Below are 25,863 nucleotides of genomic sequence, written 5' to 3' on the forward strand. Positions count from 1 at the left end.
TCATCTCTTTCGCTCACTAGAACTTTCAATCCGCGTTTGTAACGCTTTTAAAACCGCAACTTCGTCCAAATCATGAACCCGCTGCGCGTGTTTTAACCCGGCCGTAATTTGGCTAAGCGCCGCCGCTTGCTGGTGGTTCACGCGCCACTCAAAGACCGCGGTTAGGCGAAATTGCTGTAATGGTTGGTACCGTCGGAGCACCCGCTGCACTCCGGCATCGTGATACCAGCTAATAATGCGCGCCGTCGCGTGGTCGGTCGCCAGGTTCCAGTACAGCGTCGCGTTTAAGTAACGCGCTAAATCCGCCGTCGGGATGGTATTAAAGCTCGGTTCCAAGCGCGCTAGCCCGGTTAACAGTTCTGGCATGGCGAGTCCGTGCTGCAACCCCCATTCCAAAATCAAGGCGGCTTGACGCACCACTAAATAATTTCGATTGCCGCCATCCCGCGGCATGACAATCAGACGCGCATCTAACGTCGCGACGCTCCCCGTCTGAATTTTTAACGCGTGAGCCTTCGCCGTAACGTAGGCGGCCGTGACCGCCGCTTGCGACGCCCGCCCCGCCATGAATTCCTTTGCGGCCGTTGGGCGCCCCCGCCAGTTCATCGGCAGTAACTGCACGACTTTTAACGTATTGACCCAAATCCAAATAATCAAAATAAAGAACCACAGGTCCACCGCCAACTTAAACTGAATGAGCGTGACCAAGCTTAAAATGACGGTCAGTAAACTGAACAGGCCGCCCCCAAAGCAGTACGCCGCGTGATTAAACCGCGTGGCGTCGTCCGGCGGGTCCGCCACTAAGTGCGGAAACGCCGCTAGTGGTCGTTGAAAGCGCCAATGGCCGGCCACCCGACTAAGCTGATAGCGGAACCCGACCCAGCGCACGACCCGCGCTCCCGTTAAGCGAAAGCCGACCCACTGGCCCAACTCATAAATTAAGGTCGCGCCTATTTCACTCGCAATCAACGCGAGCCCTAGCCAGCCCACGGTCGCAATAAATTCTCCGACGACTTGCATTCATTTCCCTCCAACTGCCGGCGCGGGCTGAAAATTTACCGCGCCACGCCGGCTTGCGTTTAATTGGTTTTATTATACCAAACCTGGCAAACCGGAACTGGCGTCAACAGCTGGTCTATCAGGACTCTTACGATTTAATTAAATTTACCCGTTATCCAAGCAAACTAAAAAAGAGAGTGTGCCAAAAGCCGGTTAGCTGGCTTTTGGCGCACGTTTCGGCTATTAATATTTGGAGATAAAGAAGAGGCTGTGACTAATGCCACAACCCCTTCTAGTGGTGCCATGCGTCCCCCCGGAATCGAACCGGGATCGCAAGGACCGAAATCTCGCGTGCTATCCGTTACACTAAGGACGCCGCAACTAACTTTATCTTAGCACTTTTTAGCGCCGCCGATGCTTGACGACCGTGAAAAAATGTAGAATTGCGGCTAATAACACGTAAAAGACCACGACGAACACCGCGTAGTACGCCCAAAAATTCGTCAGTGGTAGCCAGCGCCCAATTAGGGCCTCAATGCCCATAGTTACCAACGCCATGACGGCAATCATTCCAAATAATTGAAGATATCGTTTCATTGTACTGTCATCCTTTACTCGTCGTTGCGCGGCCCGTTCACCGACTCGCTCACATTCAGCTTGCTTTGCGGCGGGCAACGCCTTGAGCCCCCACGTTTTCGTGAGGACCACTTCCCGTAACTTGATTAAGCCACCCATGGTCAGAAACTTATCAAGGGTCTTAAAAGTCGCATCCGTGACCCCGGTCAAATAATTTTCAACGCCCCCGGCATAACAGTCGCTAATGGTGACGTAGTGCTTATTTTTAAACCGGTCCGGCACGGCTTCACCGACGGCGTTAAACCTAGCAATTCGGTTCCGAAAACAATCGCAAAACTGTTTCATCACCCCGGAAACGCCCCCAATGTAAGTCGGGGCTGCCAGTACCCAGACATCGGCCGCTAGCAGCTTAGCATCCAGTTTATCAAGGTCCGGGTTCGGTTGGTTACCAATATCCGGTTTTAAGTCGTACTGGTTGAGGTCGACCAATTCGGTTTCGGCGTGCCGGGCGGCCCCCGCTAAAACCGCTTCCAATAATTTGGCCGTGACACCGGCCGGATTATGCGCACCTAATAGTCCAATTACTTTCAACGTTAGTTCACTTCCATTCCTTAGCACTAGTTTATCACAATCACTTTTCGATACGGATACAAAACGAACATAAACCATTAAAGTCACTAATGATACGGTCTTTAAACAAAAATGATTGACATTCATTTGGCGACTTGCTTTAATAAAACATAAGTACCGGAAAACAACCCGTCGTACCGCACAGTCCGTTCGACAACTTACAGACTCTAAATTCTCACCACGTTTGGACCTGTTACGCACCGGCGTGGTGTTATAAATCGTGATCAATCGTCACGAACGCCGAACGCGTAGTTGTCACCATTCCGTGTTTCGCACCGTGTTTGCGTAATGCAAATGGGGAAACACCGTGTTGAACACTAATCTGACTCTGAAAGGAACCGTTGGTTATGGCTAATTATCAGAAATCTGAAGTTGCGCTCGCTGAAAGTGCAACGCTAATCAACATTTTTGCCGAAAAGATTCGTCGGCAAATCATCATTGCGTTGGGGAACAGTGATGACGGTTTAAACGTGACCGATATTACCGCGATGGTCAACATTTCGCGACCAGCCGTTTCACACCACTTACGCTTAATGCGTGAAGCCGGGGTGATCGACATGCGGAGTAACGGGGTTGAACACATTTATTATCTCACGTTGACGACCCCGTTACAGCAATTGCTCTCAACATTTAACACGCTCGCAGCCGATACCCAGGCTGCTGGTGGCAAGTAACCGAACGTTCTCGTTAAGCAGGTCGAACCATTACTGACGTGAACAATAAACAGCGGCGCACCTTTAATTGGTGGGCCGCTGTTTTTAGCGTACTATTTTAGGTTCTATACCAATTGGTGTTGATATGCCGCCAGCAGCGGGTGTACCCGGTTGGCTGGAACACTGCGGACATCGATTTGAGCTCACTCAGAAAACCACTGAGCAATCTCAAATTCGAGTCTTATTCTAAGCCGGAAGCAACCCACTTCCAGCTAAGAATAATTTCGCAGTTGAGCCATGGTTACACCCACTGCTGGCTACTCATCCCATCTACTGACGACAACTCATTTACCTTAGTGCCACGTATTGAGAATCCATACGCCGGTCCTAAACTAAAACAATCATTGTCCGAAGAATGGGCTGACATTGATTGGAACGCGGCTGACTAAGTTGAGTCTAACTATTCCACAGGCCATCCCGCCAGCCGGGCCCGCGCAATATCCGCCGGCACCGCCGCCTGACAGCTATGCCGCTTGCCCGTCAACGGGTCCGTGAAGGTTAACGCGACCGCGTGTAACGCCTGCCGTCCTAACCGCCGCTCGTTACCGCCGTACAGGGCATCGCCAATCAGCGGGTGCCCCATTGCCGCTAGGTGTACTCGAATCTGGTGCGTCCGACCGGTTACAAGCTGTAATTCGACACGGCTGACACCGTGCTCCGTTGCTAACACCCGGTAGCGGGTCACCGCCCGTTGGCCATTCGGCGTCACGACCCGGCGTGGTTGGTCGGCCACCCGTCCAATTGGCTGATCGATGGTCCCGCGCGTCGGCGTGAGCGTCCCTTCGATCCAAGCCCAATAGGTCTTTTCAATACCGTGACCGTCCGCCAGCATGCCCTGCGCGACCCGATTTTTTGCGACCAGTACTAACCCACTCGTATCCCGGTCCAACCGGGTCAGCAAGTGGGGCTTCAGATTCGTCGCTCGCTGCGCAACCAGGTAGCCCTTAACCCGGTTGACGAGCGTATCGGTCGCGTTGCTTGGTCCCGGCACACTCGTCAACCCGGCCGGCTTATCAACAACGAGCCAATTGGCATCCTCAAACACGACCGCTAGCGGTTGCTGGCTCACCGCAACGTCGGGGTCACCGGCTTCGTCGGGTAACCAGATACCGGCAACGTCCCCCGTATTAATGGTGATTGCGCCTGTGCGTTCTTTTTCATTAACGATGAAGTGCCCCTCACCGTGCTTAACGGCCTTGATCAGGCGCATACTGATGCCGTGGTCGGTTAAAAAGCGCTTCATTGAGCACGGCTGTCCGTGGTGTTGCCAACTAAATTGCATCCCAAGGTTCCTCTCTTAATCAAATCTAAATTGACCTTTTTTTGGCCACTGCGAATCGGTATAGTAAACGTATCACATGTTATCTTTGGGGGGATTTACATGCATCATCCGCGCCATTTTAGTCGTTCTAAATTCCGGCTTATCGCCGTTACCGGGGTCCTACTCGGTGCCGGGGGCTGGTGGCTGTGGCAACCCGCGCAGCCCAAGGCGCCCAAGTCGCAACCGATGACCGTCATCGCTGACGAGCGGCCACACAAGCCAGCACCACCGCAGGCACCACCATTGACGACGATCGTTCGCCAGCCGAAAATTGACCAGTATTTAACGGCCAAGCACTTTTCGGGTAGCGTGCTGATTGTTCGTGACGGCCAAGTGGTGCTTCGCAAAGGGTACCAGGAACGCGACCGGCAGCAGCACCTGCCGAATACACCAACGACCGCCTATTACGTGGGATCGGCGCAAAAAGCGCTCATCGCCACCGCCATTTTACAGCTTCAAGACGCGGGCAAGTTGCGGGTGGACGCCCCGGTCGCGACCTACTTACCCGCCTTTCCGAATGGTCAGCGAATTACATTGCGGCACTTGTTGACCCACACGTCGGGCATTCGCGGACATGTAGAAACTAGTCAGCCGATGACGCCGGCCGAATTGTTAACGGATATTCAGCACCGCGGTATTCGACGTATGCCCGGTCGCTGGCAGTATCACGACAGTAACTACACCGTCTTAGCCTGCCTAGTCGAACAACTGAGCGGGCAACCGCTGATGACCTACTTGCAACAGCACATTTTCAAGCCGGCCAAGATGCGCCACGTGGGCGTCGCCGCCGACTTTAAGGCGCTTCCGGAACGTTCGGTGGGTTACCAGATCAAGGACGGCCAACCAGTCGCCACTAATCCCGGAGACTTATCCCAACTATTCGGTGTCGGTGATCTAACGATGCCTGCAACCGACCTCTACCGCTTTGACCACGCGTTAATGACTGGTCAATTGCTTTCAGCTAGCGCACTCAAAACAATGCTAACGGCTGGCAGTGCTTCCACTTACGGCATGGGCTTTTACGTCAACCCGGGCAGTTACAGCAATCACGGCATCATTTCGGGTTGGAACGTCACTAACAGTATCAGCCGAAGTGGTCAGACCTACATCGTTTTGATGGCTAACATTCAAAACAACCTGCGTTCACTCGGCCAAGTGACCAACGACCTGTATGGTTTACTGAACGCTTCCAGTTGAGGCCGTCGATTCAGTCGCTTCCGCTTCGCGGGCGGCCGCTCGAATGGTCGCCATAAAGGTTTCACCATATTTTTCGAGCTTGCTCATCCCCACCCCGCGAACCTTTAAGAAGTCGTCATCCGTCTCCGGCATCAAATCACACATCGAATGTAACGTTTTATCCGAAAAGATAACGAACGGTGGGACCTGTTGCTCCTCCGCTAATTGGTGACGCAACGTCCGTAATTGTTCAAATAACGCACTATTTTCCGGCGCAGCCTGTTTAACGGTCTGCGCCGTTTTGCGATAGACCTGCGTCTCGCCTTTAAGCACCCCGACCCCGCTTGCCGTCACGGTCAGCGTTGGAAACTGACCACCCACGGATTGAAGGTAGCCGGCGGCGGTCAAAAAGTCGATCAGATCGCTAACCGTCTTTTGGCGCTGGCCGGCCATTAAACCGTACGTTGAAAGCTCACTTAAATGATTGTCGCGAATGCGTTGATTATTGGCGCCCGTCAAAACTTGCGCCACCACCCCTTTGCCGAACCGGGAATGTAACCGCACGACACACGATAATACTTGCTGGGTCGCGGTTGTGATATCTTTTTCCTCGCGTTGGTCGGTACAGTTACTACACCGTCCGCACGGTTCGGAGTCCTCGCCGAAATATTTCAGGATAAACTGCTGTAAACAGCCCTGGGTATTGGCGTAGCGGGTGACGGCCTGCAACTTTTTGTAAGCCTGATGGCGGTGCTCGTCGTCCATTTCGGATTCATCGATAAAGTAGTGTTGCAACTGAATATCGGCGGGCCGGAAAATTAAAATGGCTTCACTGGACAAGCCGTCCCGGCCAGCACGCCCGGCCTCTTGGTAGTAGGCTTCCAGCGTTCCCGGTACCTGCGCGTGAATCACGAAGCGCACGTTACTCTTATCGATTCCCATCCCAAACGCGTTGGTCGCCACCATCACGTCAACGCGGTCGTAGAGAAAGTCCTCCTGATTTTGCCGCCGAACGTCCGGATCTAAGCCGGCGTGGTACGGGGCCGCCTTGATGGCCCGTTTTTGTAATAACGCCGTCAACCGCATGACCTCTTTACGGGTGCTGGCGTAAATAATGCCGGCCTCCCCCTGATTCGCTTTGAGGTAATCAAGAATGTAGCGGTCAGTGTCTTGATCCTTCACAACGGCTAAGTTGAGGTTGTCCCGCGCAAAACCGGTGTTCACTTCGTTATCGGCCGCAATGTTTAGCAGTTGGCGGATGTCAGTCGCCACTTGTTCGGTCGCCGTGGCGGTGAGTGCCAACACTTGCGGATGAGTCGGTAGCTGCTCAATGGCGGTACTCAACGCTAAGTAACTCGGCCGAAAATCATGGCCCCACTGTGAAATACAGTGGGCTTCGTCAATCGCCAATAACTCGATGGGCAGTTGCCCGAGCGCCCGTAAAAAGTAGTCGGAATCTAGCCGCTCCGGCGCCACGTACAAGAGCGTGTAGTCGCCGGCGCGCAACTCTTGGAGCCGCTGATTAATTTCCTGTTGATCCAGCGCACTATTAATGAACGTTGCGGCGATTCCGTTGTCGTTAAGGGCGTCAACCTGATCCTTCATGAGTGAGATCAGGGGAGACACCACGACCGTCAAACCGCGAAACAGTAAGGCGGGAATTTGATAACAGAGTGACTTCCCGCCCCCGGTCGGCATAATTGCCAGCGTATTTTCACCAGCCAAAACTTGTTCGATCACGGCTCGTTGTCCCGGTCGAAATTCATCGTACCCAAACGTCGTTTTTAAAACTTGTTGTGCGGCGGCTAAATCCATTTCCGTAACCCCTTTTTTGATTTCTGATGCTCGCTAATTGCCTACATTTTACCGATAATTAACGCCCAGCTCAAGAATGCGTCTTGCGGCTTTTTGCACAAACGTCCCTTAAAATGGCCGAAAAAAAACAGCCCCGGCTGTCCGAAGCTGAAGCACGTCCACGTTAATTCCCTAGCCCTGCTTTGGTCGGCCCCGGTGATCCACCAATCCAGCCGTCCCACTTTCACGATACTTGCGCACCCACGTATACACTTGCGGGTACGACACGTTAAACTGGCTCGCCGCTAAGCGATAATTATTTTGATGGGCCAACGTAAACTTAACAATCTCTAATCGTTCTTCATACGTTGCTCGTCGTCCACGCCCCATGGCAAGGCCCCCTTTCACTTTCGCCTTGTTTATCATATCAAGTTTAACCACTTTTTTGTAGTTTTTTTCGGTAAGTTCTGATAATCATTTTAAAGTAAGGTAGAAGCAAGTAAAAGCGCGCTGACCATTCCCACCAGCTAACTTTTTAATCGTCTAGTGAGCTTTTTACTAGCCAAATCGAACAAATGTTCGTATAATGATTTTGAGGTGATCGAAATGCAAGCACTAACTGTCAAATACGCCAATCAGGTTAAAATTCTCAAGTATGACCCGTTCATGTTATATCTGCGGGTCGTGCCGCTAACTGGTTCGGCTGACCAGCCCATCCATTGCCTGTGTGTCAAGCACGCGTTAACTTTATTTGAACAACTCCATCCGGATGCCCGGCTCGCCTTGTATGGCCACTACAACCGCAGGCACCAGTTCGTCATCACGAAGTTTTTCGTGGGTCCGGCGGTGCAAGCAGTAGCCAGCTGAGCGACTGGTTGCTTATAATGGAACTAACCAAAGATCAAGGGGGTCAAGCTGACCAAGATTGTACAAGACTGGATATAACGATATTACTGGTTCATTACCACGCTCATTGCCAGCTGTCGTTGTCCAACCCGACTAACGCTCCAGCACCGAATGTCCGCCCCCACTAGGATGCTTACCGGGGCGCGTTTCCATTCGGCTGGTTGTCAATCCATGATTATTGAGAAAGGAAAAGCTTGTCATCTAAGCGTTCAAGCGCTTTGGTCCGCGGTTGAACGTCCAAAATGGCGAGTCGTCATTACCATGTCAGCTACGTTAACGATGTTAGAACGTCAGATTCCAGATAATCTCAATTGTCTCTTCTTATTGAACCACCCGGTCTACCAAATTCGATCCGATAAGCGTTTAACCCCCGCCAATGAATATCAAGATGCGGGCAACGTTACGGCCATCGAATTTGACGACCAACGCTACCACGTCTGCTTTGCTCACCGGCCCGAGCTCCTATTACCGGCCAAAAAAATTTGTCGCTACAGTGAAGCCGCCATTCAGCCCTCCGCAGACGAATTTTTACGCTCATTTGGCTTTCATATCCCGACTAGCGCTCCGGAACCAACAAAGTCGGTGCCCTCCATGTTGCCGTTAAGCGGCCAACTGGATCAGATTCCCGACCAGTACGTGATCTTAGACTGCGAATTTGGAACCCTCTTTCGCCGAAGTGGTTCCAGTAACGCCATCAACTGGCAGGTCTTTAAGACCCTCGGCCTTAAGACGAGCCTCTTTCAGCTGAGCGCAATTGGTTTTGACCGCCACCAGCAAACGACGACCTTTTTCAACCGTTACTTTGATAACCCCAATTTTTTACCCGAAAAGAAATTGACCGGGTTGGCTGAAACCGGACTAACGATTACCGCTTACGAACGCCAAGGCTTGCCGCTCAAAATTTGTCAGGCCTTCATCACGCAAGTGTTGCAGCTAAACGTACCGCTCGTTTTTTGGGATCAGACCCAGGACTTGAAATATTTACGTCGCTTACTCGCGTTTTACTACCCAAAGTTATCGGCCAGCGAGCGGGCCATTGTTCAAGCCCCAATTCAAATTTTTGACGCTCAGGCGTATACCAACGCTTTAATTAACCATGGTAATCACCGGGTCAGCGCCCACGGTCTCCCCCTCAACGGACTGGCCGCACTGTTTAACATTTCCAATCCCCACCAGCACAATGCAATTTGGGACGTTCAGACCATCGAGTTGGTGCTTCGCCACCTTGATAATCAGTTAAAGCAACCGGTCCAGCAGACGGTCCAACCGGCACCGTTATTTGCATCGGCCCCGGCGTTAACTAGCCATCAGGCCCGCACGCCGGGCCACGCACTCACCCCGGCCCCCCAACGCACTAGTCGCGATGCCAAGTACGCCCTCGTTCGCAAACTCCACGCACGGGGCAAAACTTACCGGGAAATTGCGGCCGCCACCGGCATTAGCATTAGTGGGGTCAATTACATTTTAAAAAAGGCCGTGGCCGTTAGCCCGAATCACGGTGTTGTCCCTAGTCCGGAAAGCGTATAATGGAATCAAAAGCTTGAAGGAGTGTTTTAACTATGGAAAAACGTATCAAAGGCTCTTGCACGACGATCCTCGTCGGTAAAAAGGCCTCCATCGACGGTTCGACCATCATTTCGCGTAACGACGACGGTCACGAAGCGCTCGATCCCGAACGGTTAGTCGTTGTTAACCCCGAAGACCAACCGCGCCACTACCAATCCGTGATCAGCAAGGTGCAGGTTGAATTGCCTGACAATCCGTTACGGTACACGTCAATTCCTAATTCGATCTTAACGAACGGGACTTGGCCTGCCGCCGGGATTAACAGCGAAAACATCGCCATGTCCGCAACCGAAACGATTACGACTAACTCCCGGATTCAAGGCGTTGATCCCCTGGTTGCCGGTGGGATTGGTGAAGAGGACTTGGTAACCCTGGTCTTACCGTACATCCACAGTGCTAAGGAAGGGGTCACCCGCCTCGGCCAACTTTTGGAACAATACGGTACTTACGAACCGAACGGCATCGCCTTTTCTGATCAGGACGAAGTTTGGTGGTTAGAAACTATCGGCGGTCACCACTGGGCCGCTAAGCGGATTCCCGACGATGCGTACGTCGTTGCCCCTAACCGGATGAACATCGACGACTTCGATTTTGATGCCGACGATACGTTAGCATCCGCTGACCTACAGGATCTAATTGAAACCAATCATTTAAACCCCGACTTTGACCGCGTCAACTTGCGGCACATCTTTGGGAGTGCCACGATCAAGGACACCGTCTACAATAACCCGCGGGCTTGGTTTGGTCAGCGCTACTTTACGCCGGACGTGGAACAAGATCCAATGGAACAGGATTTACCATTCATTTGCCACGCGAACCGCAAGATCTCAATTGAAGACGTTAAGTTCGTATTGAGCTCGCACTTTGAAAATACGAAATACGACGTTTACGGTAGTGGTTCCGAAGCGGACAAGAAATTGTTCCGGCCAATCGGGATCAACCGCAACCACGACGTTCATATCTTACAAATTCGTAACAACGTCCCCGCTGAAATTGCCGGGATTCACTGGTTAGCCTTTGGCGCGAACACCTTTAACACGGTGGTCCCGTTCTACGCCAACGTTAACGATACACCGGCTAGTTACAAGGACGCCGACGGCACGTTCAACTTAAACCACATGTACTGGTTAAGCTGCACGACCGCCCTACTGGGAGACACCGACTACGACTTCTACGTAGACATGCGCAATAGTTACGAACTCGAAGCCATGAGTGCTTACCGTAAGATTGAAAACGATACGGATGCCGACCTCGCCAACCATACTGACGTTAGCGCCTACCTCGAAGCCGCTAACCAACAACTAGCTGACGAAGCCATGCAACGGCAAACGAAGCTCCTCGGTGACATGGTCATCGCCGGCTCCGAAAAAATGAAATTGCGGTACAACTTAAACGACTAAGCCCCCTTAGCCCGCTTGCGGTTACGCGTCCATTCAATGAAAAAATTATGAGGAATGACTAATTTATTTTTCATAAAATGGTTTACAAACCTAAAAATAGTGTTAATATAATGGCACAAGATAAAAACGGAGGAAAGAGGAGTACGACTAGTCAGCCTGCCAGTGATTCGGGATTTAGTGGAAACCCGTTCAGAACCTGACTGCTCGGAAAAACACTTTCTTAGTTGCTAACTGAAATGTGAGTAGGATTAGCCGTTAACCGGTACGTTACCATCGGTGGAGTATGTTTGTACTCTATTTAAAGCTGGTCTGCAATTGGCAGACAACTTGGGTGGTACCGCGAAAAGTCTTTCGTCCCTTGAGAAATCAAGGGATGGAAGGCTTTTTCTTTTATCTTGAACATAACCTGTCAATTATTCATAAAGGAGCAAACGCTATGCATTTAATTATTCCAAAGGATTATGATCCAAAATTATCCGTCAAAGAAACCCAGCAAGCCATTCGTTACATCCGTGAAACCTTCCAAGAAGAATTTGGGAAGCAACTGAACCTGTCGCGGCTCTCCGCCCCAATGTTCGTTGAAAAGAAAACCGGGTTGAACGATAACTTGAACGGCGTTGAAAAACCAGTCTCCTTTACGATGCAGGATATGGGCGACGAAACGATTGAAATCGTCCACTCCCTTGCAAAGTGGAAGCGGGTCGCCTTAAAGCGTTACGGCTTCGACATGCACGAAGGGCTGTACACGAACATGAATGCCATCCGTAAGGACGAAGACCTCGATAACTTCCACTCGGCCTACGTTGACCAGTGGGACTGGGAAAAGGTCATCGCCAAGGACGAACGCAACGAACAAACGCTCAAGCAAACCGTTCAAACGATTTTCAAAGTAATCAAGCACATGGAACACGAAGTTTGGTACAAGTTCCCGAAGGCGGTTCACCACTTGCCCGACGAAATCCACTTCATCACGACCCAGGAACTCGAAGACATGTACCCCGACATGACGCCCAAAGAACGCGAAAACGCGATCTGCAAAAAGCTGGGTTGCGTCTTCCTAATGCAAATTGGTTGGAAGCTTAACAGTGGCAAACGTCACGACGGCCGGGCCCCCGACTACGACGACTGGAAATTAAACGGCGACATCCTCTTCTGGTACGAACCCCTCGACCGCGCCATTGAAATTTCTAGCATGGGGATTCGGGTTGACGCCGACGCCATGCAAAAACAACTTAAAGACGCGGACGCCGAAGACCGCTTACAATTGCCATACCACCAAATGGTCCTCAACGCGACCGTTCCTTACACGATTGGTGGCGGGATTGGTCAATCCCGGTTATGCATGTTGTTGCTCGGCAAAGCCCACGTTGGTGAAGTCCAAGCATCCATCTGGCCACAAGCCATGATTGACCAGTGTGCTGAACACAACATCCACCTACTTTAAGGGTTGCGGTTGGCCGTCAATGCCGCCGAAAACGCAAACTTAACGATAATTAAATGGTTCGCCCAACAATTAGCTGGGGCGAACCATTTTTAGGTTGGCTTACGAACGAGCGTTCACTTAGCGTGGCGCGCAAAGTTCGCCAATTAACTAGCCTCCCTGCTTGCGTTAAGATAATTTATTTAAACAAAATCAAAAAATTAAATGGTTTTATCATATGCTTTGATTTATAGTTAAGTAAAGGAATTAACTTATCAACTAAAAAAAGGAATGATCATATGGCTTGGTCGCTATGGCTTGTACCGCCTTTTTTGACAAGTATCTTCTTCTTTCTAGGTGTTATCACGCTTTATTGGTCCATCTACACTTGGATTTCTGGAAAATTAGAGTCTTCCAAGCGCCCAGTTAACTTGGAACGGGCGCAATAAATTATTGGGATCACCTGCGCCGTTATTTCAATTTTCAGCGTGCAACTACTAGTTCGAACCACGTCACTGTCGTGGGCGTTTACTAGCTTTCAAATATTAATTTTAATCTTTATTTCGTACTTTATTCAGATTTGGCTCCCCTACTGGCTAGTCTTTATCACCGGGGTCGTTTTCATGGTCATGAACGGAACAATTGTTCACCCGCTATCCTGGGTTTACACGTTCCTGTTTGCGGCCTTCTACCTCATCTTGTACTACCAGGCCGCCCGGATGGGATCGCATCCCTACCCGCGCTACCTCGCAACCGTCGCCCTCTTTGGCGGGGGGCTGTGGCTACTCGTTCGCCTGCGGTTCAACCTCAGTTGGGCCACCACGTCCCGCGAATTCGTGGACTACTTAATTTTGGCGTCACTGATGTACGGTTACTTCAAGATTCAAAGCAAGGACCGCAGCATTAAAAACCGGCTGTTTAAGGCGGCCAACTGGGACGCCCTCACGCACGTGCAAAATTACGCGGCCTATGACCGGGAAATTGGTTACCAGTTCCACCGGCAAAAACAGCTCCAACGTCCGCTTGCGATGCTCATGTTTGACATCGACCATTTCAAGCACGTCAACGATACATACGGCCATTTGGCTGGTGACCGGGTGCTCGAACAAACGGCGGGAACCGTTAAGACCATTTTGGATAATTACGGCAATGGCGCGACCCTCTTTCGAACCGGGGGCGAGGAATTTAACATCATTATTCCAGGTATCTCGCTCACCGAGGCCGAACAGGTGGCCCAAGTTATTTTGGACTCCGTTGGCCGCGACACGGTTGTCTATGATGGCACGGAAATTAAGATTACGGTCTCCCTGGGGGTTTCGTCATTAACGCCTAAGGACCACAGCCCGTTAGACTTCTATAAGCGGGTCGATAATAATTTGTACCACTCGAAGAAGAACGGTCGTAACCAGATTACGGCAGATCGTCATCCGGGCACGCCGGCGAAACCGAAGGCCGCACCGGAGGCACATTAATTAAAGCAGTTGGATTGAAACTCGTTTAGGCGCCCTGTTAGTGGGGCGCTTGGGCGGGTTTCTTTTTTAGGCGCTTGGTGGCAGTTCTAATTGATTATGAGAATTGTTATGCTGGGTATTTATAATTATGCTTAGTGATTGGTTAAAATGGAATAACTACACAAGGTTAGAGACAGGTCTGTAAATGATGCAAGCTAAAGTATTGAAATCACAAAAATCTGTCTTAAATTTACATCCTTAAGCACATTTCAAAATTATGGTTATTAGCTGATAGCAATTATTTTTGCACTAAAAAATCGCTTGTAGATTCGAATTAAAGATTTGCTGTATCGTTCATTGGCAGCGATAAGGTTATCCAGAGAATTCATCAAGCCTCCTATTTTCTTTTGCTCTTTTAAAGAAGGAACCATAATATATTGCCTCAAAAAATCAGCTTCATCAATTTTGTTACTAGAGTTTCCTGAGGATGTTAGCGCATGTGCAATGATATTATGCATTGTATCTTCACGATGAATGTAGTACTTCCAAAATAATAAATTATAATCCTGTATATGTTTGTAAATTGGGAAAAGTTCTGATATTACACCATCCCCAATATCATTTTCTACAAATCTACCAAACGCAAATTTCCTATTAGGATGACCTTCAAATGCAATATCTCCAATTCTCAATACAAAAGTTCGCGTATCAATATTGTTTGATTGAACCTTTTCAGGATTTTGAAAATACATTTGGGCAACTGAAATCCACTGTGTTTTATCAAATTGTCCATTATTTCGTTCATTTCTACGAGCGAATTCCTGACCTAACTTACGCTGCTCCCACGTGTTAGCATGTTTTAGTCAACACTCATTTAGTAATTACGCTTATTGCTTGGGAGCAGCGTAAGCTGGGAGAGAGAATAAATTTCATAGGTGGTGCGACACCTTATAAAGCAAATCCAAAATATTGGAATGGTAATATTGTATGGCTTTCATCACAAGAAATTAAAGCAAAGTATATTTATTCCGGCACATATAAAATCACCAAAAAGGCAATCGATGATAACGTCACAAAGTTTGTAGGTAAGGGAACCCCTCTAATAGTGTCTAGAAGTGGCATATTGGCGAGAATGTTTCCGGTAAGTATTCCAATGGTAGATGTTGCTATAAATCAAGATATAAAGGCACTTCAATTTGACCATGCGAAATTGAATGTTGATTATGTTGTTAGTTATTTAAATGCTAAGGAAAAGTACATTTTACATTCAATTATTAAAACCGGTACTACAGTGCAATCGGTAAGTATGCCTGATTTAAATAAGATGCTTTTTCCGATACCAGGGCATACTGAACAAGTAAAAATTGGAAATTTAATGATGAGTTTAGATCACCTTATCGCTGCCAATGAGTATAAGTTAAAAAGCACCCTCAAAAATCAAAGGTGCCTTAAAGAGTCTTTCTTCAACTATCTCTAATAATTTAAATTAGACTTGCCAAATGCTTCATTACCTTATCATTATCCTGATTTTCCAGCTCTTGAATAATATGTAAATAAGTCTGTTGTGTCGTTGTCATATTAGAATGGCCTAATCTCCGCGCAACAGACGCAATACTTACACCGGCATATAATAACAGCGACGCATGCGTATGACGCAACCCATGAACCGAAATAACTGGTATCGATGCCCGCTTACATAAACGCTCCAAATAATGATTTACCGTATCGTTATAAACCTTTGACTGAACAAAAATCGGCCGATCATCAGGTAAGTTCTTTGCCAACTGTGAGAATTGAATAACCGTTTGCCAATCCAGTGGGACCTTCCGAACCGATGAAGCATTCTTCGTCGGCGCAAAGTCATTTTTACTAGACTTATAATCCCACGTCTTACTTATTGATAGCGTCTGATGCGCAAAATCAAAATCATCCGGCGTTACTCCCAGCGCTTCCGCAAATCGAATCCCCGTTTTCGCGATTAACAAAATAAAGTAATCCCAATTAACCTCATTTTCTAAGGTCAATTCATTCAGTAGCGCCTGTAATTCATACTGGTGTAAATACTTAGTTTTATGCTGCCGGTGCTTAACACCCTTGATAATCGCCTTTCTAGTAGGGTCGCGGTCAATCAGTCCTTCTTCCAGAGCATCTATTAGTGAGCCCTTTAGGTGTCGATGAAAATCCATCGTCGTTTGCCGCTCGTGGGTTTCTGCGTAATCATTCAGTAGCTGCTGATAGGATAATCTTGATAATTCCGACATTAATAAATCTGGTGCCAATTTAACCAACTGGCGGTGCGACATCTCATACTTTCGATACGTCACCGGTCGGACTGCATCTAATTTATATAGTTGCATCCATTGAAAAAAATACTGATGAAATTTAATTTCTCGTGCCATAATCATCCTCCAAAAAAATGAGTTATTATCTGGCTCAAAATCAGATAACAACTCATTTATACATGAATAATTATTCATTGTGGTAGGAATAACGCTTATAAATAAAACAATACTAACGCTCATTAGCAGTGAAAATACAGTGTTTATAAAAATATCTAGACAAACATATTTTGCATCAGAAACTTCTTAACTTGCTTCAGTTGATTTAGTTTATCTTCATTGGCAGCGATAAGGTTAGATAGTGCGTCAATTATCTTGCCTATTTTTTGTTGTTCATCAACTGATGGTATTAATATAGGCATTTTAAAAAACAGCTTATCTTTGATTGCAAATCTATCTGATCTTGCTCCAGAATCTCCATTTTGATACATAAATTTGTACCAATTTGTTGATTTGAAGAAAGTTTCTAAAAATTCTGATTTGATTTTCTCTCCTGCTAATTTAAAAACAATATACAACGGTGACATAACTCCAGTAATGCCAAGTTTATTCTTTCTAATTGGCCCGAATGGTGCAGATACAGAAATTCTAGGATTATAGACAAAATAATCAGGCTTTACAACATAGTAATTACTTGTATCCTTACCAGACACCTTTCTATCAAAATAATCATTTTGCTTAACTATTCCATATACGGCAGAATTAGTTAAGGTCTCCTCGAATTGATTCTTACTATTTTTTTCTGTTGATTTTGATACTATCTGATTTAGCTTACGCTGCTCCCAAGGGTCAGTGAATCCTTTAAAGCGCCATTCTTGCGAGAAAATCTTTTGCATTAACAACTTTTTTAGTTCTTGTAAATGTTTTAGCTTATCCTCATTGGCAGCGATAAGGTCTGCAATTTCATCTAACAAGCCTCCAATATTTGCTTGTTCGTTTTTTTTGATTGGATATACTAGCTTTAAACTAGAAAATTCGTTAAAGCTTATAGATTTTCCATCTCGGATTCCATAAGTAACTTTCTTAAGCGATTCAATAAAGCTAAAGGTCTTAAATAAGTATTTCCAAAAAGTAATATCATAATAATGAGCCTCATCGAAAGCAAATATAGTGTATGCAGGACTCACAATTCCTTGAATTTCTGCCAGCTCAAACCCACCTTGAAAAGATCTTAAGCTAATCACAAATTCGCTGGGTCGCACAAGTTTATAATTCTTTAAAGTACTTTTGTCATATTTAATGTCAATGTCAATATCTTTACGCAGCACAATACCATTATCCTGAGTAACTGATAAAACTGGCTGGTCAGCATGATTCTTCTCTGTACGAGAAATAAATATTTCTCGAGCCTTACGTTGCTCCCAAGGGTCAGTAAATCCTTTAAAGCGGATTTTGGGCGTCAAATTCTCATTGGTCATCGTAACATCCTCTTAACTTCCTCAAGCTGCTGTTGAGCGACAGGGTCAGAGGCCGTCAAATCGTCCATCATTTTCGACAATTCCGACTGCAACGAATTAATCTTTTGATCCGTTTCCTGCATATCCTGAACCAGCTTCGCAACGTCCACCGGCGGTTCTTCCTCAAAAGTATCGACGTACCGCGGAATATTTAAGTTATACTCGTTTTCAACGATTTCCGACAATTCCGCCTTGTGCGCGTACTTATCCACATTCTCCCGCTTATCTAACGTTTCAACAATCTTATCCACGTTTGCGTTCGTTAACACGTTTTGATTCTTACCCTTTTCAAAGTCCTTAGACGCATCAATAAAGAATACGTCTTGATTAGACCGATTTTTCTTGAAGACCAGCACAATCGTTGGAATACTCGTCCCGTAGAACAAGTTCGCTGGTAAGCCGATAACCGCGTCCAACACGTTATCATGCTCAATCATATAACGCCGAATTTGGCCTTCCGCCGCCCCGCGGAACAGCACGCCGTGCGGTAGCACTACCGCCATCGTGCCGTCTGAATTCAAGTGGTACAACATGTGCTCCACAAACGCAAAGTCAGCCTTCGACTTTGGCGCCGTCTTACCATACTTACGGAAACGCTCGTCATCCAACTTGCCATCCGGAACCCACTTTGCCGAATACGGTGGGTTTGCGACCACCGCGTCAAACGTCTCATCCGGGAAGCGGTCCTCTTCCAACGTATCGCCCTGACGCAAATCAAAGCGGTTATAATTGACCTCGTGCATCAACAAGTTCATCCGCGCCAAGTTATAGGTCGTACCGTTAATTTCCTGCCCATAATACGTACCGACCTTCGTGTACGCGCCCAATTGTAATAACAGTGAACCCGAACCCATCGTTGGGTCATAGACACTCTTCAACTGGTCCTTCCCGGTCGTTACAATCCGTGCCAGCAGCTTCGATACTTGTTGGGGCGTATAGAATTCCCCAGCCTTTTTACCGGCCGAAGCCGCAAATTGGCCAATTAAATACTCATACGCATCGCCCAAAACATCAATCTGGACGTCCTGCTCACCAAAATCAATATCGGCTAGTGACAAAATGACCTTAGCAATTAAATCACTGCGTTTGGCCACCGTATTGCCTAAGCGCGAAGAATGTAAGTCCAAGTCTTCAAATAAACCACGAAAATCGCCTTCGGAATCCTTACCAATCGTTGAGTTCTGAACTTCGTCGATTGCGGTTTGGAGCATTTCAACGTCGAAATTTTTTTGTTGGATACTCGTCACCATCGCCGAAAATAGGTACTGCGGCTCAATAAAGAAACCGAGCGCATCGATAATTTCCGCTTTTAAATCCGCTTTTAGTGAATCATCCTCAACCGCATCCATAAAGGTTTCGTCATCATCTTTAAGTAACTCGGCCGCGTAATTTTCGACTTTATCGGATAGAAACCGATAAAAAATTAGTCCCAAAATGTAATTGCGGTATTCACTCGCATCCATGTTACCGCGTAAATCGTTTGCTACGGCCCATAACCGCTTTTGTAATTCTGCTTGTTGCTCAGCCTGTGCTGTCATATCAAAGTTCTCCTAAGAATTTAAAGAATATTTTGGATCAAGCTCCTCAATAAAATCATTGAGTTCGCGCTTCACGCGCCGCTTTTCGTGGAACGATAGCCCACTAAGTTGCTGGAAAACCTCGCCACCGTTCGTCTTCCCATAAAACGCATAATCGGCCAGTTGTTCGTTAACAAAGTCGACGGATAAATTGTGGCTTCTCGAAAAGCCTTCAATGGCGGCCTGCTTACTTTGAGCAAAGAACGCACTCAGTGACAAGCCAATATCATCATCCGCGTCTAACAGCGGTAACTGTTGCTCCAAGAACGTGCGAATTAACTCCGCCTTAGATTTAAGGCTATCGGTCGTTGCGTTATCCAGCATCCGTTCAATCTTCCGAATATCCCGTTTACGGCCTTCATCCGATTGGGTGTCGATCCCCGCAATCAAATTGATAATGTAATCGACCGTAATTTTATCCGTCTCAATTAAGCTAATATCAAAGTCGATGTCGTCTAACACCGACACCGTTTCCGCACTCTGGCGCTTAACAACGTTCTGATAGGCTTCGTAATAGCGCCCCTGATAATCACGTAACAATTGTTCCGAAAAGCGCGGCTCAAACTGGGCCCAATCGAACTCATCGTAAACTCGAATCCGATTATACAGCCGTAGTAGAGCCCGAAACGCTAGCACAAATTCCTTTTGTGCTTCCTCGCCCTGATCATACAGTCGATCCACGGATTGGACGGTTGGCGCAATCGTCAGTAGCTTCTCAATACTATCAACAAAGTCTGGTTTAAGGGTCGCATAGTCCGGCGCTAAGAAGCCCGAACTATCACCATCTGAGAAAAGCGCCACGGCTTCATCCGTCTTGGCCTTAATGTTTCGGTAAGCAATAATATTACCGAAAGGTTTCTTGTCCGTCTCCACCCGGTTGGTCCTGGAAAACGCTTGAATAAGGCCATGCCATTGCAAGTTTTTATCCACGTATAGCGTTGATAAGCGCTTCGAATCAAACCCGGTTAAGAACATGTTAACCACGATTAAAATATCAATGTTGTCTTCCGGAGTCTGATCATTGTGATCCTTCATCCGTTTCGACACGTCACTAAAGTAACTCCGAAAATGATTGGTTGAAAAATCCGTTCCATACAACTGGTTATAATCCGCAATAACCTGGTCCAATCCTTGCCGCGAAGTGACCGCATCATCATTTTGATGCGCTTCATTATCCAGTTCGTTCGCTTCCCAAGTAAAGATTGTTGTCACTTTCAAATCATGCTTAGGATCTAATTTCTTAAACATCCGGTAATACTTCAACGCCATCCGCGTATTCGTTACCGTCAAAATTGCATTGTAATGCCGTTGTTTTGTTATTTGGTTATGGTTAAACAGAATGTGTTGCACAACCCGCTCAACCCGGTCCTCATCTTCCCAGACCTCCTGGGTATCAATTCCCGGAACTTGTTCATCTTCCACCGTGCCATCTTTTTGGCTGACGGTAGAGAGGTACTGCACTGAAAAGCCCAGTACGTTACCATCACGGACCGCATCCTTAATTAAATACTGATGGAGCCGTTTACCGTACAAATCAGCCGTCGTTCGTCCGTCCTGACCCACGTTTTCCGGAAAGATTGGGGTCCCCGTAAAACCGAAGTGTTGGGCGTTTTTGAACCAACGGTTGACATTTTTGCGCATCTCACCGAATTGGCTGCGGTGCGATTCATCCTCGATGAAGATTACCCGCCGGTCATGGTACGGCGTCAAAGTCGCTTTATAGCGATCGTTACTAACGGCGTTATTCAATTTTTGGATGGTCGTTACAATCAGTCCGTTATCCGAAGATGCCAATTGACGAACCAACGCCTCCGTATTGTCAATACGGTCAAGTGGGTTCTGACCACTCGTCGTTTCGGGCAAGTAGGCGCTAAAATTCTTCACCGTTTGTAAGTCAAGGTCGGCGCGGTCAATCATAAAGATGACCTTCTCAGCATTCGTTTCCCGTAACAGTAATTGACTCGCCTTGAATGACGTGATCGTTTTTCCAGAACCGGTCGTATGCCAAACGTACCCGTTATCGTGGGGGTGCGTTTTGGCCTGTTCAATAATTGCTTCGGTCGCGTAAATTTGATACGGTCGCATCAATAACATTTTTTGATTGGTCCGATCAAAAATCGTATACTTGGCAATTAAGCTATGCAGCCGCTGCTTATCAAAGAACGCCGTTGTAAAAATCCCCAGATCGTTATAACGGTTATTCGCTTGATCCGTCCAATAAAACATAAAGTTTGAATTCAGATTGCCGTCACCGTTCGCAAAATAACGGGTTTCGTTACTATTGCTAACCACGAAAACCTGAACAAGACGCATTAACTTAGCGTAGTTGAACGACTCCGAACGGTAGCGAATGATCTGATTAAACGCCTGCGTAATTTCAACGTCCGAACGCTTCAACTCAATCTCGGCAATTGGTAAACCGTTGATTAGTACCAGCACGTCGTAGCGGTTTTCGTGCAAGCCCATCACCGTCATTTGGTGGGAAACTTCAAAAATGTTATTCCGAAAGTCACGCCCATCAAACAAATCTAAATACAGGTTACTCTCATCATCCCGCTTAATTTCAATTTTCCCCACCGGTTGCGTGGCTGACCCCCGTAAAATTTGCGCCACCTGATAATGCGTTCTAGCCCCCACTAGCTCATTCATTACCGATTGAAATTCCCGGTTACTTAATGGGACGCCCCCTAGCCGTTCCCGGTTACGTTCGCTTAAAAGCTCCCGAAAGTGATTATTAAGTGTTTCCACGTCTGGTATTTTGACAAACCGGTAGCCAATGCTCCGTAGCCGTCGAATGAATTCGTCTTCAAGCGCTGCTTCAGATTGAACGTTGCGAGCCATTCATTCCCCCTCCAATCAGTTAATCTAGTTACCCATATAATAGCATAATTTCCTTACGCTGATAGCCAGTGATAAGCTAAAGCTTCCATTATTAAGTGATGTCAATACGCAGTCAAACACTCCCCTACCAGCTAGCGTTACTTATTCACCATATAAGCATCTTCTACAAAAAAAGCGAACCGCAACCATTCAAGTTAAAGTGAACTGGCTTTTAGGTTGCGGTTCAAATTTTTTAACCAAAAACGCTACCCGGCAATCATTACCGAGTAGCGCTCCCATGTTAGGCCTGACGTTGGATCACGCCCAAGCCATAGTGTTTTAAATTTAAGAAAACGTGCCGATCGAAGAACCCGATGAAACTGCCTTGGAAAAACAGGCAAATGATCGTCCCGATATTGACCGCCCAAAGATGATGACTCATCGTAAAGGTCACCAGCATAATGATCACCGGCGGAATGTAGTGGACAATTTGCGCAATGGTCGCACTACCATGCAGGTAACGAAACCGAATAATCTGCATAAAATCATCATTCGGATGCAGGATTAAGTTAGCCCGTTGGTAAATTGAAGTTGCCAGGGCAACAAACAAAATGCCAATAACGTCCAGCCCAATCCGAACACCGATGGGTAAAGCGTTAATCCCCGTCTTCTGAATCAGTTGCGTAAACCACTGAATCAAGAAGCTAAACGGAAAGGTAAACAGCAGGTTGCCGATAATTCGCCGCCCAATCACTTGTCGAATCAGCAAGGTATTCATAATAACGACCGCGACCCCACAAATGAAGAGGGTTGCGCGTAAACTCAACGGCCACAAATGGTATAAGTTAACCGCTGAGGCTGTCCAGACGGCGCTACCCAAATTCATCACGATGGTTAATGAGTGGCCGACCGCATTAATAAGGAGTGATAATGCTAGGTAAAGAAACCTTTTTAACCAATCGTGTTCGTTTAGAGCTGCTGCTTGATGATTTTGAATCACCGTAACGCCTTCTTATCTCTCAAATTGTTGTCCAAATTAAAGTTTAATCCACTACTGCCATTTCAACAAGCACGCTAATTAAGCTGCCCTTAAATTCTACCTACTATCCTGCTCAAAATAAGCCCTGAATGGTCGAGACCACTCAAGGCTTATCTTTTAGTAATTATTACTATTATTTAAATCTTACTTCACCGTCTCCGCAACCGCCGCATTCACCGCGTCCTTCTCAGCTTCAACAAGGGCCACGCGACTCGCAATGACCTTCGTATCCATCTTGATTTCACGGGTCAAGCCCGGCGTGTTCAGCTTCGGTTCAAAGAAGGCCTTAAATTCAGCCAAGCGGTCCGCCGTATGGAAGATCCGCGACGTCACCGTAATGTACGTCGTGAATTCCATATCGCCACCGACCGTCGCTTCCAACCAAGCCCAATCATTGCGTAACCAGTCCCAGGCCGCCTGCTGACCAGCATCGTTCGCCAGCACGCCCCGGTACCACGCCCGCAAATCTTGCGGCTTAATCGTATCCGCGTCTTCAAACGCATCGATCAACTTAGCGACACCCGCCGCATCCGGCGTTGCCGTCAAGGCCGCGCAGATGTCCGCCTTATAGCTTGCATCCGTCGACTGGCGATAATCCGTCAACAACTGGTCAAACAGGGTTGCGTTCCCGAAGTTTTTCACTTCGTTCCGCAAAATGAAGACCCGGGTATCCGCTGGCAAGCCCGCTAAATTCTGCGCGTTACCTTCAAACAACTCGTGCGCCGCCAAAATCGACTGCTTATTTTGCGCATACAAGGTCGCGCTCAAAATGTATGGCCGCGTCAACTGATCATCAAAGCTATCGCTGGTCTTCGGTGTCCATCCCAACCGTTGAACCTGCGCCGCGCTCAACTGATCATACAACGTCCGCAACTGCTGCTCAGCAGTTGAACCCGGCGTCACGAACTTCTTCAAGTTCGCTGCCAACTCGTAAAGTGCCGCGTTTACGACCGTCGAATCACTAGCCGCAAACCGGCTCAACAACGGCACGACCGTTGCGTACGAAATCTGCCGACCTTCCGCCAACAACCGGAAGTCCTGCAAGAGCTGCAACTGATCAATATGGGTCAAGTCGTCCACGTGCGCTAAAATGTCGTCCAATAACTGCTGATCATACTTAACGATAAAGTGCGAGTTATTGCCAACGTTCAAGCGGAACGGCTTCCCGTTCGCCTGCCGTAATTGCGCGTAGTCACCCAAGGTTGCGCTTTGGTCCTTGAAAATCGCCGGTGCGGCGTCATAGTTACTGTTCAACGGTAACTGCCACTGTCGCCCAACTTCCTTACCGTCACCAATGAAGAACTGCTGTTGACTAATCTTCAACTGGCCCGCTTCAACGCTTGCGGTTACGACCGGGTACCCGGGTTGTTCCAACCAGGTGTTCATAATGGCGTTCAACTGAATCCCGGACGCCTCGCCCAGCGCTTGCCACAAATCGTCGCCCGTCGCGTTACCGTACTTGTGAGCAATGAAGTACTGCTTCAAGCCAGCTCGCAACGCGTCGTCACCAATCATCGCCCGCACCATCACGAGCATCCGGGCGCCCTTCGCGTACACGATTGCGCTATCGAAAATTGCGTCAATTTCAGCCGGGTCTTCCACCTGAACGTGCACCGACTGAACTCCGTCCGTGGCATCCCGTTGTAAGGCCATCGGTGCTTCGGAAGTTTGGAATGTTTCCCAAATGTGCCAATCCGGTTCGAGCGCGTTAATCGCAACGTACTCCATCATGTTGGCAAAACTTTCGTTCAACCAGAGATTATCCCACCACTTCATCGTAACCAGGTCACCGAACCATTGGTGCGCCAACTCGTGGGCAATCACCGTCGCGACCCGCTGCTTGATTTCCAGCGCCGTGTTGTCGGGGTCCAGCAATAGGTAGGCTTCGCGGTACGTGACCAGCCCCCAGTTTTCCATCGCCCCGGCCGAGAAGTCCGGTAAAGCCAACTGCCATGAATGTGGCAACGGGTACGGGGTTTGATAGAAGTCTTCATAAAATTCAATCGAGCGTTTTGCAATGTCCAGCGCAAAATCAAGCTCATTAGCGCGATGGGCCTTAGTGCCATAAACGCCAACGGTCACGCCACTCTTGGTTTTAGTCTGCTTACCTTGTAATTCACCGAACGCAAACGCAATCAGGTAGGTTGACATCCGCACGGTGGTGTCAAAGTAGTGCACGCCATTTTCAATTTTCTTTTCAGGCATGTTACTTAGGACCGTTTCACCAGCGTGTTCGTCAAACTTCAGGGCCAAATCAAAGGTTGCCTTTGCTTCCGGTTCGTCAACACACGGGAAGGCTTGACGCGCGGCCGTCGTTTCGAACTGCGTCCCAATCAACTGCTTCTTTTCACCGTCAACTTCATAATAAGACGGGTAAATTCCCATCATACTGTCGGTTAACTTTGCCGAGTAGTCAATTGCCAACGTCACTTGACCAGTCTTCGTCAGTTGAATGCGAATCCCTTGAAGGTCATTATCGACCGTGAACGGGACGGCTTGACCGTCAGCTTGGACCTTCGTAATTTTAAGGAAGTTTTGATGAATCAAAACTTCGGTCGTCTGGGCATCACCAGTGATGGTGGAGCGGCCTGAAAAGACCTTTTGAGCCCGGTTAATATCAATATAAAGATCGTAATGTTCCGGATGGAACGTTTCGTAAAAATGGGTTGTTGTTGCCAT

20 protein-coding genes and 1 tRNA gene are annotated in these 25,863 nt (G+C 47.9%); 8 read left to right on the forward strand and 13 right to left on the reverse strand.

All coding sequences use genetic code 11. From position 1 onward, the window contains the following. The 3 genes from FFM79_RS01235 to FFM79_RS01245 form a co-directional block, all read right to left on the reverse strand. Positions 1–1,020 (reverse strand): hypothetical protein, encoded by a 1,020-nt coding sequence (locus FFM79_RS01235; protein WP_137641647.1) that lies wholly within the window; start codon positions 1,018–1,020, stop codon positions 1–3. Between the two features lie 283 nt (positions 1,021–1,303). Then, positions 1,304–1,375: transfer RNA gene (locus FFM79_RS01240), tRNA-Arg, on the reverse strand. Between the two features lie 26 nt (positions 1,376–1,401). After that, a complete protein-coding gene (locus FFM79_RS01245; protein WP_137641648.1) occupies positions 1,402–2,166 on the reverse strand; it encodes a flavodoxin family protein in 765 nt (254 codons plus the stop codon). A 386-nt stretch (positions 2,167–2,552) separates the two neighbouring features. Here FFM79_RS01245 and FFM79_RS01250 point away from each other — a divergent pair, with 386 nt between their 5' ends. Beyond that, positions 2,553–2,879 (forward strand): ArsR/SmtB family transcription factor, encoded by a 327-nt coding sequence (locus tag FFM79_RS01250; protein ID WP_137641649.1) that lies wholly within the window; start codon positions 2,553–2,555, stop codon positions 2,877–2,879. A gap of 439 nt (positions 2,880–3,318) precedes the next feature. Here FFM79_RS01250 and FFM79_RS01255 read toward each other — a convergent pair whose 3' ends face one another. Further along, positions 3,319–4,200 carry an RluA family pseudouridine synthase gene (locus FFM79_RS01255; protein WP_137641650.1) on the reverse strand — a complete coding sequence of 294 codons (882 nt, stop codon included), beginning with the start codon at positions 4,198–4,200 and terminating at the stop codon, positions 3,319–3,321. A 99-nt stretch (positions 4,201–4,299) separates the two neighbouring features. On the opposite strand from FFM79_RS01255, the gene FFM79_RS01260 reads away from it, so the two are divergent. Continuing rightward, positions 4,300–5,436, forward strand: coding sequence for a serine hydrolase domain-containing protein (locus FFM79_RS01260; RefSeq protein WP_137641651.1), 1,137 nt, complete (start codon positions 4,300–4,302; stop codon positions 5,434–5,436). On the opposite strand, the gene recQ is transcribed toward FFM79_RS01260, so the two are convergent. Next, positions 5,416–7,230, reverse strand: coding sequence for a DNA helicase RecQ (recQ, locus tag FFM79_RS01265; RefSeq protein WP_137641652.1), 1,815 nt, complete (start codon positions 7,228–7,230; stop codon positions 5,416–5,418). The genes FFM79_RS01260 and recQ overlap by 21 nt on opposite strands. Before the next feature lie 171 nt (positions 7,231–7,401). Beyond that, a complete protein-coding gene (locus FFM79_RS01270; RefSeq protein WP_170177341.1) occupies positions 7,402–7,599 on the reverse strand; it encodes a helix-turn-helix domain-containing protein in 198 nt (65 codons plus the stop codon). 216 nt (positions 7,600–7,815) lie between these two features. Between FFM79_RS01270 and FFM79_RS01275 the strand changes: the two genes are divergently transcribed. The 5 genes from FFM79_RS01275 (at position 7,816) to FFM79_RS01300 (ending at position 13,973) form a co-directional block, all read left to right on the forward strand. Next, positions 7,816–8,076, forward strand: coding sequence for a hypothetical protein (locus FFM79_RS01275; protein WP_225424342.1), 261 nt, complete (start codon positions 7,816–7,818; stop codon positions 8,074–8,076). Positions 8,077–8,286: 210 nt separating this feature from the next. Continuing rightward, complete coding sequence (locus FFM79_RS01280; protein WP_225424343.1) at positions 8,287–9,642, forward strand: RNA polymerase sigma factor sigma-70 region 4 domain-containing protein; 1,356 nt, start codon at positions 8,287–8,289, stop codon at positions 9,640–9,642. 32 nt (positions 9,643–9,674) lie between these two features. Beyond that, entirely contained in the window at positions 9,675–11,081 is a 1,407-nt protein-coding gene (locus FFM79_RS01285) for a C69 family dipeptidase (protein WP_137641654.1), read from the forward strand. Positions 11,082–11,517: 436 nt separating this feature from the next. Continuing rightward, a complete protein-coding gene (gene asnA, locus FFM79_RS01290; protein WP_137641655.1) occupies positions 11,518–12,525 on the forward strand; it encodes an aspartate--ammonia ligase in 1,008 nt (335 codons plus the stop codon). Between the two features lie 464 nt (positions 12,526–12,989). Next, a complete protein-coding gene (locus FFM79_RS01300) occupies positions 12,990–13,973 on the forward strand; it encodes a GGDEF domain-containing protein (protein WP_225424344.1) in 984 nt (327 codons plus the stop codon). Positions 13,974–14,236: 263 nt separating this feature from the next. On the opposite strand, the gene FFM79_RS01305 is transcribed toward FFM79_RS01300, so the two are convergent. Continuing rightward, positions 14,237–14,704, reverse strand: a complete 468-nt coding sequence (locus FFM79_RS01305) for a restriction endonuclease subunit S (protein WP_225424345.1) — start codon at positions 14,702–14,704, stop codon at positions 14,237–14,239. 137 nt (positions 14,705–14,841) lie between these two features. Here FFM79_RS01305 and FFM79_RS01310 point away from each other — a divergent pair, with 137 nt between their 5' ends. Then, the gene (locus FFM79_RS01310) at positions 14,842–15,429 is read left to right on the forward strand and encodes a restriction endonuclease subunit S (RefSeq protein WP_263854446.1); all 588 of its coding nucleotides are present in this window, start codon (positions 14,842–14,844) and stop codon (positions 15,427–15,429) included. Between the two features lie 4 nt (positions 15,430–15,433). Here the strand turns inward: FFM79_RS01310 and FFM79_RS01315 are convergent, their stop codons facing one another. From FFM79_RS01315 to FFM79_RS01340, 6 genes are all read right to left on the reverse strand, one after another. After that, positions 15,434–16,351 carry a site-specific integrase gene (locus tag FFM79_RS01315; RefSeq protein WP_137641658.1) on the reverse strand — a complete coding sequence of 306 codons (918 nt, stop codon included), beginning with the start codon at positions 16,349–16,351 and terminating at the stop codon, positions 15,434–15,436. 155 nt (positions 16,352–16,506) lie between these two features. Beyond that, entirely contained in the window at positions 16,507–17,709 is a 1,203-nt protein-coding gene (locus FFM79_RS01320; protein ID WP_137641659.1) for a restriction endonuclease subunit S, read from the reverse strand. Further along, positions 17,706–19,286, reverse strand: coding sequence for a type I restriction-modification system subunit M (locus tag FFM79_RS01325; RefSeq protein ID WP_137641660.1), 1,581 nt, complete (start codon positions 19,284–19,286; stop codon positions 17,706–17,708). The genes FFM79_RS01320 and FFM79_RS01325 overlap by 4 nt, the downstream gene beginning before the upstream one ends. Before the next feature lie 12 nt (positions 19,287–19,298). Further along, positions 19,299–22,166: a type I restriction endonuclease subunit R gene (locus FFM79_RS01330; protein WP_137641661.1), complete on the reverse strand. Its 2,868-nt coding sequence runs from the start codon at positions 22,164–22,166 to the stop codon at positions 19,299–19,301. A 280-nt stretch (positions 22,167–22,446) separates the two neighbouring features. Then, complete coding sequence (locus FFM79_RS01335; RefSeq protein WP_225424346.1) at positions 22,447–23,145, reverse strand: YczE/YyaS/YitT family protein; 699 nt, start codon at positions 23,143–23,145, stop codon at positions 22,447–22,449. A gap of 183 nt (positions 23,146–23,328) precedes the next feature. Beyond that, a complete protein-coding gene (locus FFM79_RS01340) occupies positions 23,329–25,863 on the reverse strand; it encodes a M1 family metallopeptidase (RefSeq protein WP_137641662.1) in 2,535 nt (844 codons plus the stop codon).

The sequence above is a fragment of the Lactiplantibacillus modestisalitolerans genome (assembly GCF_005405425.1).
Lineage (GTDB): Bacteria > Bacillota > Bacilli > Lactobacillales > Lactobacillaceae > Lactiplantibacillus > Lactiplantibacillus modestisalitolerans.

What these genes read in the sequence shown, in the direction of transcription:
- FFM79_RS01235 (WP_137641647.1), bottom strand. Translation starts at nt 1,020, where the DNA reads ATGCAAGTCGTCGGAGAATTTATTGCGACCGTGGGCTGGCTAGGGCTC.
- FFM79_RS01250 (WP_137641649.1), top strand. Translation starts at nt 2,553, where the DNA reads ATGGCTAATTATCAGAAATCTGAAGTTGCGCTCGCTGAAAGTGCAACG.
- FFM79_RS01255 (WP_137641650.1), bottom strand. Translation starts at nt 4,200, where the DNA reads ATGCAATTTAGTTGGCAACACCACGGACAGCCGTGCTCAATGAAGCGC.
- FFM79_RS01260 (WP_137641651.1), top strand. Translation starts at nt 4,300, where the DNA reads ATGCATCATCCGCGCCATTTTAGTCGTTCTAAATTCCGGCTTATCGCC.
- recQ (WP_137641652.1), bottom strand. Translation starts at nt 7,230, where the DNA reads ATGGATTTAGCCGCCGCACAACAAGTTTTAAAAACGACGTTTGGGTAC.
- FFM79_RS01270 (WP_170177341.1), bottom strand. Translation starts at nt 7,599, where the DNA reads ATGGGGCGTGGACGACGAGCAACGTATGAAGAACGATTAGAGATTGTT.
- FFM79_RS01275 (WP_225424342.1), top strand. Translation starts at nt 7,816, where the DNA reads ATGCAAGCACTAACTGTCAAATACGCCAATCAGGTTAAAATTCTCAAG.
- FFM79_RS01280 (WP_225424343.1), top strand. Translation starts at nt 8,287, where the DNA reads ATGATTATTGAGAAAGGAAAAGCTTGTCATCTAAGCGTTCAAGCGCTT.
- FFM79_RS01285 (WP_137641654.1), top strand. Translation starts at nt 9,675, where the DNA reads ATGGAAAAACGTATCAAAGGCTCTTGCACGACGATCCTCGTCGGTAAA.
- asnA (WP_137641655.1), top strand. Translation starts at nt 11,518, where the DNA reads ATGCATTTAATTATTCCAAAGGATTATGATCCAAAATTATCCGTCAAA.
- FFM79_RS01305 (WP_225424345.1), bottom strand. Translation starts at nt 14,704, where the DNA reads ATGTATTTTCAAAATCCTGAAAAGGTTCAATCAAACAATATTGATACG.
- FFM79_RS01315 (WP_137641658.1), bottom strand. Translation starts at nt 16,351, where the DNA reads ATGGCACGAGAAATTAAATTTCATCAGTATTTTTTTCAATGGATGCAA.
- FFM79_RS01320 (WP_137641659.1), bottom strand. Translation starts at nt 17,709, where the DNA reads ATGACCAATGAGAATTTGACGCCCAAAATCCGCTTTAAAGGATTTACT.
- FFM79_RS01325 (WP_137641660.1), bottom strand. Translation starts at nt 19,286, where the DNA reads ATGACAGCACAGGCTGAGCAACAAGCAGAATTACAAAAGCGGTTATGG.
- FFM79_RS01330 (WP_137641661.1), bottom strand. Translation starts at nt 22,166, where the DNA reads ATGGCTCGCAACGTTCAATCTGAAGCAGCGCTTGAAGACGAATTCATT.
- FFM79_RS01340 (WP_137641662.1), bottom strand. Translation starts at nt 25,863, where the DNA reads ATGGCAACAACAACCCATTTTTACGAAACGTTCCATCCGGAACATTAC.